13 protein-coding genes are annotated in these 14,561 nt (G+C 45.2%); 5 read left to right on the top strand and 8 right to left on the bottom strand.

Features of this window, described 5'->3' with window-relative positions:
- Positions 1 to 16: 16 nt before the first annotated feature.
- The 3 genes from MTN95_RS03795 to thpR are packed head-to-tail and all read right to left on the bottom strand — an operon-like array spanning position 17 to position 2,484.
- Positions 17 to 946, bottom strand: a complete 930-nt coding sequence (locus tag MTN95_RS03795) for a YegS/Rv2252/BmrU family lipid kinase (RefSeq protein ID WP_202852618.1) — start codon at positions 944 to 946, stop codon at positions 17 to 19.
- 48 nt (positions 947 to 994) lie between these two features.
- Positions 995 to 1,909, bottom strand: coding sequence for a hypothetical protein (locus tag MTN95_RS03790; protein WP_105953375.1), 915 nt, complete (start codon positions 1,907 to 1,909; stop codon positions 995 to 997).
- A 23-nt stretch (positions 1,910 to 1,932) separates the two neighbouring features.
- Positions 1,933 to 2,484 (bottom strand): RNA 2',3'-cyclic phosphodiesterase, encoded by a 552-nt coding sequence (gene thpR, locus MTN95_RS03785; RefSeq protein WP_248337005.1) that lies wholly within the window; start codon positions 2,482 to 2,484, stop codon positions 1,933 to 1,935.
- Between the two features lie 148 nt (positions 2,485 to 2,632).
- Here thpR and cysK point away from each other — a divergent pair, with 148 nt between their 5' ends.
- Positions 2,633 to 3,568, top strand: a complete 936-nt coding sequence (gene cysK, locus MTN95_RS03780) for a cysteine synthase A (RefSeq protein ID WP_029441392.1) — start codon at positions 2,633 to 2,635, stop codon at positions 3,566 to 3,568.
- A 33-nt stretch (positions 3,569 to 3,601) separates the two neighbouring features.
- Here cysK and pepV read toward each other — a convergent pair whose 3' ends face one another.
- Positions 3,602 to 4,993, bottom strand: a complete 1,392-nt coding sequence (pepV, locus tag MTN95_RS03775) for a dipeptidase PepV (protein WP_248337002.1) — start codon at positions 4,991 to 4,993, stop codon at positions 3,602 to 3,604.
- A gap of 96 nt (positions 4,994 to 5,089) precedes the next feature.
- Between pepV and pbuO the strand changes: the two genes are divergently transcribed.
- On the top strand, positions 5,090 to 6,388 hold the full coding sequence (gene pbuO, locus MTN95_RS03770; protein WP_095714540.1) for a hypoxanthine/guanine permease PbuO: 1,299 nt from the start codon (positions 5,090 to 5,092) through the stop codon (positions 6,386 to 6,388).
- Positions 6,389 to 6,423: 35 nt separating this feature from the next.
- Here pbuO and MTN95_RS03765 read toward each other — a convergent pair whose 3' ends face one another.
- Positions 6,424 to 7,581, bottom strand: coding sequence for an ABC transporter permease (locus MTN95_RS03765; protein WP_248337000.1), 1,158 nt, complete (start codon positions 7,579 to 7,581; stop codon positions 6,424 to 6,426).
- Positions 7,578 to 8,288, bottom strand: a complete 711-nt coding sequence (locus MTN95_RS03760) for an ABC transporter ATP-binding protein (RefSeq protein WP_248336998.1) — start codon at positions 8,286 to 8,288, stop codon at positions 7,578 to 7,580. Before MTN95_RS03760 ends, MTN95_RS03765 begins: the two co-directional genes overlap by 4 nt.
- 287 nt (positions 8,289 to 8,575) lie before the next feature.
- On the opposite strand from MTN95_RS03760, the gene MTN95_RS03755 reads away from it, so the two are divergent.
- Positions 8,576 to 8,797, top strand: coding sequence for a DeoR family transcriptional regulator (locus MTN95_RS03755; protein ID WP_003152337.1), 222 nt, complete (start codon positions 8,576 to 8,578; stop codon positions 8,795 to 8,797).
- Positions 8,798 to 8,922: 125 nt separating this feature from the next.
- Here the strand turns inward: MTN95_RS03755 and MTN95_RS03750 are convergent, their stop codons facing one another.
- Together MTN95_RS03750 and murJ are read right to left on the bottom strand one after the other, a co-directional pair.
- Complete coding sequence (locus tag MTN95_RS03750) at positions 8,923 to 9,642, bottom strand: pseudouridine synthase (protein WP_069487047.1); 720 nt, start codon at positions 9,640 to 9,642, stop codon at positions 8,923 to 8,925.
- Between the two features lie 65 nt (positions 9,643 to 9,707).
- Positions 9,708 to 11,345 carry a lipid II flippase MurJ gene (murJ, locus tag MTN95_RS03745; RefSeq protein ID WP_105953367.1) on the bottom strand — a complete coding sequence of 546 codons (1,638 nt, stop codon included), beginning with the start codon at positions 11,343 to 11,345 and terminating at the stop codon, positions 9,708 to 9,710.
- Positions 11,346 to 11,549: 204 nt separating this feature from the next.
- Between murJ and MTN95_RS03740 the strand changes: the two genes are divergently transcribed.
- Together MTN95_RS03740 and opuD are read left to right on the top strand one after the other, a co-directional pair.
- A complete protein-coding gene (locus tag MTN95_RS03740; protein ID WP_248336996.1) occupies positions 11,550 to 12,812 on the top strand; it encodes a BaiN/RdsA family NAD(P)/FAD-dependent oxidoreductase in 1,263 nt (420 codons plus the stop codon).
- 193 nt (positions 12,813 to 13,005) lie between these two features.
- Positions 13,006 to 14,538, top strand: coding sequence for a glycine betaine transporter OpuD (gene opuD / locus MTN95_RS03735; RefSeq protein WP_248336994.1), 1,533 nt, complete (start codon positions 13,006 to 13,008; stop codon positions 14,536 to 14,538).
- The last annotated feature ends 23 nt before the right edge of the window (positions 14,539 to 14,561 follow it).

The following is a 14,561-nucleotide window of genomic DNA, read 5'->3' as shown; positions in this document are numbered from 1 at the left end:
TCTCCTCCAAAAACGTTTATGTTTTGATCCGTAAGGGTGAGGGACTCGATGCCAGACGGAATGGGGTTGTGCCCATGATTTCTCCGTCAGCATGGAACGGAATTTTGTCCTTCGTGTAAAACGTAATGTCTTTCGCTTTAAACATCGTCACGCCGTCCATTTTGGTGTGTTTTCCAAATGTCATCAAGCATAAAAACCAATACTTTTTCAAAAACGGCAGATTCTCAACAATGATGATATCAAATGCCTGTTCGCGCGGATTCGCAAGCGGGGCCGCCTTCATGCCGCCTCCGTAAAACGGATGATTGGAGACGACCGCAAACCAGACATGATGAAATTCCTGTGTCTCTCCTTCAATTGTACAAGCCAACGAAAACGGCTTAAAGGTAGCCGACGCGTACAAATGGGAAAGCGGATAGACAAGGTAGCGGAGGCGCAGAAAATGGATCGCCCGTTTTAATGGAAATTCCATCGCCTTCTTATTGACGTATGCGTCAAAGCCGATTCCGATATGATTCAAAAAATAAAGAACCTGCGATTTATCCTGAAGCAAATTAATGCTTCCTAAATGAAACGTTCGCGTTAACGGACGCTTCAGCTGTCTGATTTCCTGAATCAGATCTATTTTCTTAATGGAGAATCCTCTGGAAAAATCATTGAACGCGCCAGCCGGCACAAAACTCAGTTCGATATCGTCAACATCTTTCAGCCCGTTGACGACTTCGTGCATCGTTCCGTCTCCGCCGATAACGATCAGGCGTTTCAGCTTATGTTCCTGAATCGTTGAAATCTGCCGGGCGAGAACCTCGGCGTGTCCCGGATGTTCAGTTAAAAATGAGCGGTGCTCAATCTTTCGTTTCAGTAATTCCTTTTGTATCGACTTCCAAACACGCAGGCCTTTTCGATGCCCTGCTGCCGGATTAATAATAAAAAACCATTGGCTCATCTTTCTCACCTGCTTATGTTATGAGAAAACCGCTCAAATCGTTCTGCTTTACTCCAGCCACTCTTGTCTGCGATAGGAGTCTGACAGGCAATAAGACAACAAAGCCTTTGCAGCCTTTAATTGATGATGTTTTATCGGAGCAGTGTTTTTCTTCTGCCTCTCCATCCAATCCGCCAAGCCCCGTTTGTCCACTATTTCCAGACCGTACGGCGGCTCGGGGTAATCGATGTATGACGTTCTGCTCAGGAGTAATTTCGAGACTGGAATATCAGCGCCTTTTTCCTTTACGATCTTCGACACAACAGATCCCGTCCGAAACAGACTCAACGCCGGATTTAATACCGATTCAGTCTGAGAGCCTGTTTTCTTCTCCCAAAAACGATGTTTAGATCCTATGTACACACTGTCTTCCTCTGCCTCTATAAAAGAAACGCAAAAAATGTCAAGAGGTGAAATGATCACTATGCTTAATTCTACTGCCGCCTGCTGAATTTTGAGCACAGGCTTATACATAATAAAATAAGAATCAGGAAGCTGCTGGGCCAGAAAACGCAAAAGGCGGTCCTGCTTCACCTGGTTTGACAGATTTGACATCTCGGAAAGAGTAGAGCTTGCCCATTTGAGCTGAAATTCATATAAATGTCTTTTATAAAAGGAAGCAAGCGCCATCCTGCTCTTCGGCAGCCTTACGTTCAGATCGTCTTCTTCCTCAAACCATTGGTGTCTCTCTTCTTGTATATCGGCTTCTATCTCTTCTTTTCTTCTTTTCAATGAAAATTTTTTTCGTTTCTGCACCGGTTCCGGCTGTTCAGCACTGGCTTGTCTTTCTTCATGCTGGCGCTCCGCTGCTTCTAATAGTGAAAGCCAGCGCTCTTTTTTCAGCCGTATAAACTGATTCATATAATGGTACGGATCAAGTTCATATCTCGATATATAATCATGTATTTTGATGATTTGTGCCATTTTGTTTCTCCACTCCGCATGAATTAAGTTAAATGAAATTTGTATTTTTCCTCATATTTTGGTGATTGATTTAAGTGTGTCTGAAAAAGTGAAAATCGTTCAATAGCCGTTGAAACCTCACCGCTTTTAAACGGGACATGCGCTGGAAATCCCTTTTGGCCTGTCCATTTTCTTGCCAGCGTCATATGGGGATGATACGCTCTCTTTTCCACTTTAAAGCCTGCTTGAAGAACAGCTTGTTTTGTATACTCCCGCAGTGTTTCGAGCGCCGTATTCTTCTTCGGCTCCAAATGTAACACGCGCGGCTGCCTAAGGTCTCCGAACACATCTATTTTGTCAAACTCAATTGTAAACGGATTGACATCTGCAGCTATCTCGGCAAGCGAGCCTTCAAGCTGCTTGATTTGCGCTTCATCCGCCGCACCGAGAAAAATTAACGTGATATGGTAGTCAAGCGGGTGCACCCATTTCTGAAACGTGAGCGCCGGCTCGCTTTTCGCAGCCTGGTAAATCGGATTTGCAATTTCCGGCGGAATGGGCACGCCGATGAAATAATGAGGCCGGATATCTGACATCCGTCTGACACTCCCTTCTTTAACTGCTATTATTTTATCAATAAAGAGGCTGCGCGAATAGAGGAACCGCATATGAAAACACTCTCGCGCAAACGTTTATTATGTTAGGATATTATATGACACTTGTTTTATTCAGAAAGGAATGACAATGTTGAAAATCGTTGAAAACACTTCTGATCTTATAGGAGATACACCGCTTGTGAGATTGAATCGGCTTCAGCCGGAAAACGCAGCACAAGTCTATTTAAAACTTGAATTTTTCAATCCAAGCGGCAGTGTGAAAGACAGAGCCGCTTACAATATGATCATAGAAGCAGAACAAAACGGCTTACTCAAGCCTGGCTCAGTTATCATTGAGCCGACCAGCGGAAATACCGGAATCGGACTCGCCATGAATGCGGCGGCCCGCGGCTATAAAGCGATTTTAGTCATGCCGGATACAATGACGAAGGAGCGGATCAACCTCCTCAAAGCCTATGGTGCAGAGGTTGTGTTAACTCCCGGATCGGAAAGAATGCCGGGCAGCATTAAAAAAGCAAAAGAGCTCGCCGAACAAATTCCGAACAGCTTCATTCCGATGCAATTTGATAATACCGCAAATCCTGACGCGCATCGAAAAACAACTGCTCTTGAAATTGCCCGGGCAATAAAAGAAATCGGAAAACCGCTAGGCGCTTTTGTAGCTTCTTCCGGTACTGGCGGGACCATTACAGGCACCGGTGAAGCGCTAAAAGAACTTTTCCCGGATATTTTGGTTCATGTTGTTGAGCCTGCAGGGTCTCCGGTATTATCAGGCGGAAAACCGGGTGCGCATAAGCTGGTTGGAACAAGCCCAGGTTTCATTCCTCCAGTTTTAAATCAAGATGTATATGATGAAATTATCAAAATCACTGATGAGGATGCTTATACGACAACCAGACGCCTTGCTGCAGAGGAAGGAATTCTCGTCGGGCCTTCTTCAGGCGCTGCCTGCTTCGCAGCGATTGAAGCAGCCAAACGTCTCTCTCCTGATCAAGTCGTTGTCTGTATGACAGCTGATACCGGAGAACGCTATTTATCAACTGATTTATGGTCATTTGTGTAAAAAAAGGACTGGCTTCAGTAGAAGCCGGTCCTTTTATTTTGCAAGTTCGTAGATGGCCTGCGCATATAAAGCAGTCGCTCTGAGGAGATCATCAATTTCAATATACTCGTCTTTTTGGTGCGCACTGTCGGGACGTCCGGGGAACAGCGGACCGAATGCGACGCCGGCTTTCAATGATCTTGCGTACGTTCCCCCGCCGATTGAAATTAAATCAGCTTTTTTGCCCAATTGGCCTTCATATACCTTTTGCAGTGTTTTGACTAGCGGATGGTCTGCTGATACATGATGCGGCTTGCTGTCTTTAAATTCTCCAAGCTCAAATTCAGCGGCGCTTTCAAACGCATCGCGGATCATTTTGCTTTCCGCCGTTACCGGATAGCGGATATTGATTCCGAGCTCGCCTCCTTGCCCTTCTGTATAGCGCAGTGTTCCGACATTTAATGTCAGCTCTCCGCTAATGTCATCCTCACAGTCAATATTCAGTTTCTTTCCTCTCGTATCATCTGAGAATTTGTCTGTCACGACTTGAACAAAACGCTGTCCGGCTTCACCCAGCTTAGTCTGGCGCAAAAATTCTGCCAGTTTGATGCCGGCATTCACTCCATTGTTCGGTTCCATCGCATGGCAGGAAAGTCCGTGCATGCGCAAGATCAGCTGCCCATTCTCAATCTCAGCTTCACCTTTTTGATCTGTTGCGCGGAGCATGTCTTTAAATGAGGCAAGAACCTCTTCTATATTTGATCCTTTGAGAACGGCTTCCGCAGCGTCTGGCACCATGTTTAAGCGGAGGCCTGATGTAAACGAGGCAAGAACTGTTTCTGAAGTGGCTTCGTTTGCGCGGTGCGGGATGAGCAGTGAAGCATCAATAATTCCTTTTTCCGCGTTAATAATCGGGAAATCAGCATCTGGCGCAAAACCGAGAGTCGGCATTTCTTCGTGCTTGAAATAATGCTCCACACATCTCCAATCACTTTCTTCATCTGTTCCGATAATGATTCTGACACGTTTAGAAAGCGGCAGATTCATGTCTTTGACGATTTTCAGCGCGTAGAACGCCGCCATCGTCGGACCTTTGTCGTCAATGGCGCCCCTTGCATAAATCCGCCCGTTTCGGATGTCCGCTGAAAACGGATCACTTGTCCAGCCGTCTCCGGGCGGTACAACATCAACATGGCAAAGAACGCCGACAATATCTTCACCCTCGCCCCATTCGATATGACCGGCGAACCCGTCAAGATTCTTTACGGAAAATCCTTCTTTTTCTCCAAGCTCAAGCAAAGAGGTCAAGCTGGCATTTACCCCTTCTCCGAATGGTTTGCCGGGCCCGGCTGTTGTTTCGTCCATTACACTGTTGATTCTCAAGAATTCCTGCGTATCGCGAATCAAATCATCTTTTTTTCTGATCACTTCGACTTCCCAGTTCATAATGATCCCCTTTCTGCAATAAATCACTTGCAAAAACTAAATAAAACGAATAATATTAATGGTGTTTTGTTAAAACGTTCGTAATTGGAGGTTACTATGTTTCATCTAAAAGAGCAGCAAACATCGATTAAACAAGAAATCATAGCTGGATTGACGACCTTTTTCACAATGGTCTATATTGTAGTGGTGAATCCGGTCATTTTAGCGAATGCCGGAGTTCCTTTTGACCAGGTCTTTACCGCAACAATTATCGCCTCCATTGTTGGAACGCTGTGGATGGCCCTGGCTGCAAATTATCCGATTGCCATTGCGCCCGGCATGGGCTTAAACGCTTACTTAGCCTATCACGTTGTAGGCGCAAGCGGCGGCGGCATCACGTACGCAACAGCTTTCAGCGCAGTATTCACAGCAGGGGTTCTCTTCATTATTCTATCGTTAACGCCTTTAAGAAAACAACTGATAGAAGCGATTCCAAACAATTTAAAATACGGGATCACCACAGGGATCGGGCTTTTTATTGCGTTTATCGGTTTACGGCAGGCGGGAATTATTACGGCTGATAAGTCAAATCTGGTCACACTCGGCAACCTTCATTCGCCAGCGGTTATCTTAACGCTGATCGGCTTATTGATCAGTGTGATCCTGATGGTGCTGAATGTAAGCGGAGCGTTATTTATCGGAATGGCAGCTACCGCTTTGATCGCGTTTTTTACCGGCCAGCTGCATTTTCCTAAAGGCTTTATGTCTTTTCCGCATTTGCCTGAGGGATTGATTATTTCAAATCCGTTCTCCGCTTTTGGCGATGTGATCCATCACGGCCTGTACGCTGTCGTCTTTTCATTTCTGCTGGTCACGATTTTTGATACGACCGGTACGATGATCGGTGTGGCCGAGCAAGCCGGATTGATGAAAAACAACAAGCTCCCGAACGCGCGAAAAGCACTGCTTGCTGATTCAACGGCGACCACAGTCGGTGCTGTTTTCGGAACAAGTCCGACAACCGCGTTTGTCGAGTCTTCAGCTGGCGTCGCAGCCGGGGGAAGAACAGGTCTTACGTCTTTAACTGTCGCGGTATTGTTTGCAGCTTCGATGTTTTTCAGTCCGCTTGTCAGCGCCTTATCCGGCATATCCGCCATCACTTCTCCGGCTTTGATTATTGTCGGCAGCCTGATGATGGGCTCGGTGTCGAATATTAACTGGAAGGAGATGGACGAGGCATTTCCGGCATTTCTCGTTGTTCTGACCATGCCTCTTACATCAAGCATTTCCACAGGAATTGCGCTTGGCTTTATTTCGTATCCGATTGTGAAAGCAGCACGGGGAAAATGGAGAGACATTCATCCTCTCGTCCTCGTATTTGCCGTTCTGTTTTTCATCCAGCTATTTATTCTATAACATACAGAAAACCCAAACGGCATCCGTTTGGGTTTTTATTTCACCAAAAAAGAGATAGCAGCCGCCAAAAAGCAGCAGGCAACACAAGCATAGTGCAGCGTGTTCACACTGCTTTTTCTGGCCCGGTAATATTCATCACTTTCCTTATCAGCCCCAATTAAGATCGGCGCATCCATCACTTTGTCAAAAATAAGCGAAAGCACATAACGGCAAACACCTGTATAAACCAGCAGCGCAATCACCTTAAGAACGATCGGGGAAACGACTGTTAAAACCGTAAAAGCCGACAAAAGCATATACAGATGCCTCGCATACTCCCCATTCCTCAGCATGACTTTAAAAAACAATTCTTTATAAATTGTATACATTGTCCGTTTCTTAAATATCCTTTTAGAATTCCGGAATAATAGTGGTTTTCTCCTCATCCTGTCCTTTACTCTCGGCATTCTCACATCCTGGCTCGTCATCATTACAAGACCTGCAAGAGTGAGCCTGATTTTTTTCTCCTCAAGCACCTCTGCCTCAAAAGCCGATAATGAAGCCGTCTTTTTCAAACTGCGTATGAAAGCAAAAATAAAAAACAAAACACCGGCAAGCGAGAGCAAGTGCCACTCGGTAAAGGTAATCATGAGAAAAGAACACGCCAAAAGCACAGCCTTGAGAAAAAAGTCTGCAATCTGTCTCCAAATAGATCTTGGTTTTCTGACCCTGTCCTGCTTCAAGGATAAAAAGAGCGTATGAAGACCGAATGCATAGATCAATAGAGCAGCGCTTTCTGGAATAGTGACGCGAACAGAATCAATGATAAAGGGAAGAAAAAGAAAAAAGAGCAACAGCCATTTGGCGAACGTGAACAATATAGAATACACCAATGCGTATTGTTTCATCTGGCGAATGATCGCTTTCTTTTGCAGCAAAAACACCTGGTCCGCTTCCAGTAAAAAAGTATGGATGGAGCCTGTGCAAACAATCAGTATACCGACAGCGTATAACCATCTCCATTCGACTCTCTCAGACCACTCGTAAAGAAGGCCGCTTCCGTTTGTCCACTCCACATACTGATAAATCACAAAAGCAAGCGCCGGCAGGACAATGTAGAGCGCAACCGTCCAATCAATGACAGCATGCAGCACCTTAAACTGATATCGGTAAAAATCCATCCACCTTCGAAAAAAGAGAGACCGCCCGTTCATGCCTTTTCTCCTTGAATCGCCGTATAAAAACAGTCAAGCAATGACTGCCCGTCTAACCCTGTCTGCTCTTGAATATCTTTTAAAGTTCCCTGAAGAAACAAAGAACCTTTATCAATCATGTAAAACCGGTCGCAGATTTTTTCCGCGGTATCAAGTACGTGTGTGCACATAAGAATGCCGGCTCCTCTATCTTTCTCAGCCTTCAGCATGTCCACAAAGCGTTTTGTCGATATCGGGTCAAGGCCGATAAACGGTTCATCAATCACATACATATCAGGCTTAGAAAGAAAAGCCTGAATCAGCATCAGCTTTTGCTGCATGCCCTTCGAAAACGTCACCGGCAGCTCATGCATGACATGATCAAGCGAAAATGTTTCAAGAAGACTTTGGGCCCGATATTCGAATTCACTCTGATCAATGCCGTGCAAAGTGCTGATCAGATCGAGATGCTCCCACAGCGTTAATTCCTCATAAAAGGACGGGTGCTCCGGAATATAAGCAAACAAGCAATCATTCCAAGTGATAGTCCCTTTAAAGTCTTGCGAGAGGCCGAGTATCGCCTTGATGGCTGTACTTTTTCCAGCGCCGTTCGCTCCAATCAACCCGACAAGCTCCCCTTCTCTGACTTCCAATAAAACATCGGTGAGCACTTTTTTTCGGTTTGTATACCCTGCTTGCTCTATTGATGCTTCCAACAACATTCTCAATCTCACTCACCCCCTTAATCACATACGAAACGGAATAAAAAAAGTTTCTTTATCCATAATAATATTGTGCTGAAATACATAGTAATCCAACAAGGATGGCGGCCAAACTCAAATTGGAAAAAATTTATCATACTTATTCCTAGATTCACTGCGGCGAAATCGTGTATAATGAAGGCGAATTATTTAAATATTACAGATGTCTGCCTTAGTTGCTATTTCGTACGCAGTTGATAGTCGTGAGTTGTGGTTAGTCAAGTCCATCCGATCTTATGATAGGGAGTGGTTTTTTGAAACCTTCAACAAACCGTATGCTAACTCGAATCAAATCAGTTTACATGTTTATTCAAGAGAAAGGCCTTGTGACAACACAGGAACTGGTTGACGAATTCGGCATTACACCTAGAACGATTCAAAGAGACTTAAATGTGTTAGCATATAATGATCTTGTTCATAGTCCAAGCCGTGGCAAATGGGAGACAACGAGAAAGAAAGTAAAGATTACCTCATAACATTAAAAATTACATAGGGCCGCCCTGTGAGCGGCCTGATAGATACAGGGCGAGGAACGTTCTTAGCCTTGTTTTTGTGTGCTTATATATAATAAAAAATCCCGCATGTGTGATGCGGGATTTTTTCATGCTTGCGGCTCGTTCAGCCTTTCAAGTTCTTCTTCTGTAAGCTCACGGTATTCTCCCGGCTCCAGAGCAGGATCCAAGGATACGCGTCCCATTGAGAGCCGCTTCAGATAAATGACTTCATTGCCGACAGCATTTGCCATCTGTTTGACTTGATGATATTTCCCTTCTGTTATCGTCAGGTATATCACGGTATGCCCTTTATCGTTTGCCTTTATTTCTGCTTGTGCCGGCTTTGTTTTGTAGCCGCCTTCAATAAATACCCCAGTCTCTAAGCTGGTGATGTCTTCTGGCGAAATTTGCGATTTTAAGTGGACCTCATACGTTTTCGGAACATGCTTTTTCGGCGATAGCAGCCGGTGAGCGAGCTGACCGTCATTTGTCAGCAGCAGAAATCCTTCTGTATCCTTATCAAGCCGGCCGGCAGGAAACGGCTCGAATCTAAGTTCATCCGGCGTCAGCAAATCGACCACTGTCTTTTGCCGGCTGTCCTCAGTCGCTGACAGCACGCCCTGCGGTTTATTCATCATGATATAAATAAACTCGCGGTAATCAATCGGCTCGCCATAAACGGTCACCTCCTGCGCATCAGGGTCTACGTGCGCCTTGACATCTTTTGCCGGCTTTCCGTCGACCATGACGGCTCCCGCTTTCACAATCGATTTAACCTCTTTTCTCGAACCATACCCGCTGTTGGCAAGCAGCTTATCTAGTCTCATGCCAATCTCTCCTTCCTATAAAAGAAAGCCCGCATCAAGCGAGCCCTCTGTTTCAACATATTCTGTTAATCAGCGGCATGTCTGCCTTTCTTTAAGAACCCCGGTAAACGGCGGCCGAATATTTTCTGTAAAAACCCTAAACGATAAGCGCAATACAGGTAGACAGCTCCGCCGACCACAGCAGCAATCAGCACGACGATCGCAGCATGCAGCTGGCCATCCTCGTAGGAGATGAAAAAGCTTAACACCCACTGGACGATTTTAACGGCTATCGCCATCACTGCTGACAAGAGCAGCATCAGAACGCTCCGTTTCACTAATATTTTATACGAATAGCCGGCATGCCGTTTGATCATGATAAATCCGTATATAAGTGAAGCTGTATACCCGAGTGCCGTAGCTAAAATAGCGCCGTCAGCCTGCATCAGCTTAATCAGCGGGACATTCAGCACAAGTTTGATCACGACACCGATCACAAGACTGGCAACCGCAAATTTTTGCTTATTGATGCCCTGCAATATGGCGGCGTTGACAGTAAACAAAGAGAACAAGATCGCAACTGGCGAATACCAAAACAGGATGTCTTTCCCCAATTCAGGATGAAGGCTCTCTGATCCGTAAAAGAACGTATACACAGGGCCTGCTAATACCGATATACCGACAACAGCCGGAATAATTAAAAACAGGATCGTCTGCATCGACTGGTTGATCTGCTGATTTAACAGCTTGTAGTTTCTGCTTGTAAACGATTCTGTGATCGTCGGGATTAAGGTCAGTCCGAATGCCGTCGCAAGAGAAACCGGGATCATCACGAGCTTCTGCACGTAAAGTGTCAGAATGGCCATCATGTCCTGACTGATAGCTTGATGCCCCGCTTCAATCATGGCTTTGTTAAACGTATTTGTATCAATATAGTTATACAAAGGGATGGCTAGTCCGACAAACACGTAGGGAGCGGCATAGCTGAAGAGCTCGAAAAACATTTTCTTATAGCTTAAATCTGCTGTCGGCCCCGTATTAGGCATCATCGCCAGCAGATTGCCTTTTCGTTTGTTCCAATAAATATACAATACGATCAGCCCGCCGAAGGCACCGATCAGCGCTGCAAAGGTTGCATAACCGACAGCGATCACAAGGCCGCCGTTTAAGACTTTCAAAATCAAGAAGGTCGCACTCAATAAAAAGATGATGCGGACAATCTGCTCAACAACTTGTGAGACAGCCGTCGGCCCCATCATTTGGTGACCTTGGAAAAATCCGCGCACAAGACTCATAATCGGCACGACTAAAAGCGCTAAGCTGACCATGCGGATGACATATACGACATGATCAATCGTCAAACCGTTATTATCTTTGCCCCCAAGCGATATTTCCGCAAAAAACGGAGCAGATAAATATAGTATGAAAAAGGCAATCATTCCCGTTACAAGCATAACCGACATGCCCGCCTTCAGCATTTTTCTGCTTGTTTCATAATCCCCTTTGGAATTATATTTGGAAACAAATTTAGAAACGGCGGCTGGAAAGCCCATTGTGGCAATGTTCAAAAATAAAGTGTATTGATTGTATCCGTATTGAAATAACGCACCGCCTGTCGCTCCGACCATGATGCTGAAAGGAATTAAATAAACCATTCCCAGTATCCGTGAAATATATGTACCGAGCGTTAACACAAACGTGCCTCTTAACAGTTTGCTTGACATGTTTCTTCATCACCATTTTCTACGAAGATTCAACTTTTCTATTTTAACACAACTGGGCATATAGACGGTAATAAATACAAAAGCAATCTCAGGAACAATGCAAGTTTACGGCAAAATACGTTTAAGCAGAACCTGTCTTTCGCTATAATAGTACTGCGGACAGCGTTCTGCACACGAAATGTAAAAAGAAAGTTGATGATAAAGATGAAGCAGTATGACGTAATTGTAATCGGCGGAGGCCCTTCAGGTCTGATGGCTGCCATTGCAGCCGGAGAACAGGGTGCTGATGTTTTGTTAATAGATAAAGGAAATAAGTTAGGCCGTAAACTTGCCATATCCGGAGGCGGCCGCTGCAATGTGACAAACCGCCTTCCTGTCGAAGAAATTATTAAGCACATCCCCGGCAACGGCCGTTTTTTATACAGTGCGTTTTCTGAATTTAATAACGAAGATATTATCAAGTTTTTTGAAAATCTCGGGATCAAATTGAAGGAAGAGGATCACGGCCGGATGTTTCCGGTGACAGACAAAGCGCAAAGTGTTGTCGACGCGCTCTTAAACAGGCTGAAACAGCTGCGTGTGACGATCAGAACGAACGAAAAAATCAAATCTGTTACATATGAAGATGGACATACAGCAGGCATTGTGACGAATAATGGCGAAGTGATTCATAGTCAGGCAGTCATTATCGCGGTTGGCGGAAAAAGCGTTCCCCATACCGGCAGCACGGGTGATGGCTATGAATGGGCCGAAGCCGCAGGCCACACTATAACAGAGCTATTCCCGACAGAGGTGCCCGTCACATCTGCCGAGCCGTTTATTAAGAAAAAAACACTGCAGGGTTTATCGCTCAGAGGTGTCGCCGTCAGTGTATTAAACAAAAAAGGCAAAGTCATTATCACACATAAGATGGACATGCTGTTTACTCATTTCGGCCTCTCAGGCCCCGCCATACTCAGGTGCAGCCAGTTTATCGTGAAAGAGCTGAAAAAACAGCCGGAAGTGCCCGTCAGAATTGATTTGTTTCCGGATATCAATGAAGAAACGCTATTCCAAAAGATGTACAAGGAGCTGAAAGATGCACCGAAAAAAGCGTTAAAAAATGTGCTGAAGCCTTGGATGCAGGAGCGCTACCTTCTTTTCCTGCTTGAAAAAAACGGCATTTCACCGAACGTATCATTTTCTGAGCTGCCGAAGGAGCCTTTCAGACAATTTGTCAAAGACTGCAAGCAATTTACCGTTCTCGCAAACGGCACGCTGTCTCTAGACAAAGCGTTTGTCACAGGAGGCGGTGTATCGGTGAAGGAGATTGACCCGAAAAAGATGGCGTCTAAAAAAATGGACGGCCTGTATTTTTGCGGCGAAATCTTAGATATTCATGGTTATACAGGCGGATACAATATCACATCTGCGCTCGTCACAGGCAGACTCGCCGGACTGAATGCCGGACGCTTTTCCCGTACGTAAACATTAGACTTTTCAAACTCTTACAGCATGCCGGGCATTTGAAAATTCCCCGCAAAAATGTTAGGCTGAGATTTGTTTTGTTTCACCTGATTGCGGGGTAATTTACAGGAAGGAATGATCTGCCATCGTACGACCATACTAAGCCTGCGAGGAAGATATAGGCGTACACAAAAAAGTCAGAGGGTGAGAATGTTTGAAGAATATATCTAGTGTATTTTGGATTGTGATTGTCATCACAGCCGCAGCCGTTTTGTGGGGCGTTATTTCTCCTGACAGCCTGCAAAACGTGTCTCAATCGGCACAATCGTTTATAACAGATTCATTTGGTTGGTATTATCTATTAGTTGTCTCTTTGTTTGTCGGGTTCTGTCTCTTTTTAATTGTCAGCCCGATCGGGAAAATTAAACTGGGGAAACCGGATGAAAAACCGGAATTCGGGTTATTATCTTGGTTTGCCATGCTGTTCAGTGCAGGCATGGGAATCGGCTTAGTATTCTATGGTGCGGCTGAACCGATCAGCCATTACGCAATTAGCTCTCCATCAGGTGAAACAGAAACCCCCCAAGCCTTCAGAGATGCGCTCCGGTACACGTTTTTCCACTGGGGACTGCACGCTTGGGCCATTTATGCCGTCGTGGCATTATGTATCGCATATTTTCAATTCCGCAAAGACGCGCCTGGATTAATCAGCAGCACACTGACTCCGATTCTTGGCGATAAAGTAAACGGCCCGATCGGTAAACTGATTGACTGTATTGCTGTTTTTGCAACAGTTGTCGGCGTTGCAACGAGTCTGGGGATCGGCGCAACTCAAATTAACGGCGGATTGAACTACCTATTCGGAATTCCGAATCATTTTATCGTTCAATTGATTTTGATTGTCATTGTAACAGTGCTCTTTTTACTATCGGCTTGGAGCGGACTCGGAAAAGGCATTAAATATTTAAGCAACACCAATATGGTGCTAGCCGGATTGCTGATGCTGTTTATGCTGGTTGTCGGACCTACCGTTTTGATCATGAACTCATTTACAGATTCAATTGGGCAGTATATTCAAAACATTGTTCAAATGAGCTTCAGACTGGCGCCGAACGATCCAGGCAAACGTGAATGGATCAACAGCTGGACGATTTTCTATTGGGCATGGTGGATTTCCTGGTCTCCATTTGTCGGCATTTTCATCGCCCGTGTATCCCGAGGCCGGACAATCCGTGAATTTTTGATCGGCGTCCTGGTGACACCGTGTATTTTGGCTTTCCTATGGTTCTCCATTTTCGGTGTTTCCGCAATGGACCTTCAGCAAAAAGGTATCTTTAATGTGGCGAAGCTGTCTTCCGAAACGATGCTGTTCGGAACACTTGATCACTATCCGCTGACGATGATCACGTCTATCCTGGCATTGATCCTGATCGCCGTGTTCTTTATCACATCAGCTGATTCAGCGACATTTGTCCTTGGTATGCAGACGACATACGGTTCATTAAACCCGGCTAACTCAGTCAAATTCAGCTGGGGTATCATTCAGTCTGCTATGGCAGCTGCGCTCTTGTATTCCGGCGGACTTGCCGCTTTGCAAAACACAGCGATTCTGGCGGCACTGCCATTTTCAATTGTTATCCTGCTCATGATTGCTTCTCTTTATAAAGCATTGGCAAGAGAACGAAGAGAAATCAGAGCAGCAGAGAAATTCCAGAAACCGAGAAGCCCAAGAGTGAAAAAGGCTTAACCATAAAAAAAGATCTTTCCGCA

Origin of the sequence: Bacillus sp. 2CMS4F, assembly GCF_023161785.1 — a bacterium.
Classification (GTDB): Bacteria; Bacillota; Bacilli; order Bacillales; family Bacillaceae; genus Bacillus; species Bacillus halotolerans.
This window is presented reverse-complemented; position numbering and strand designations above follow the sequence as displayed.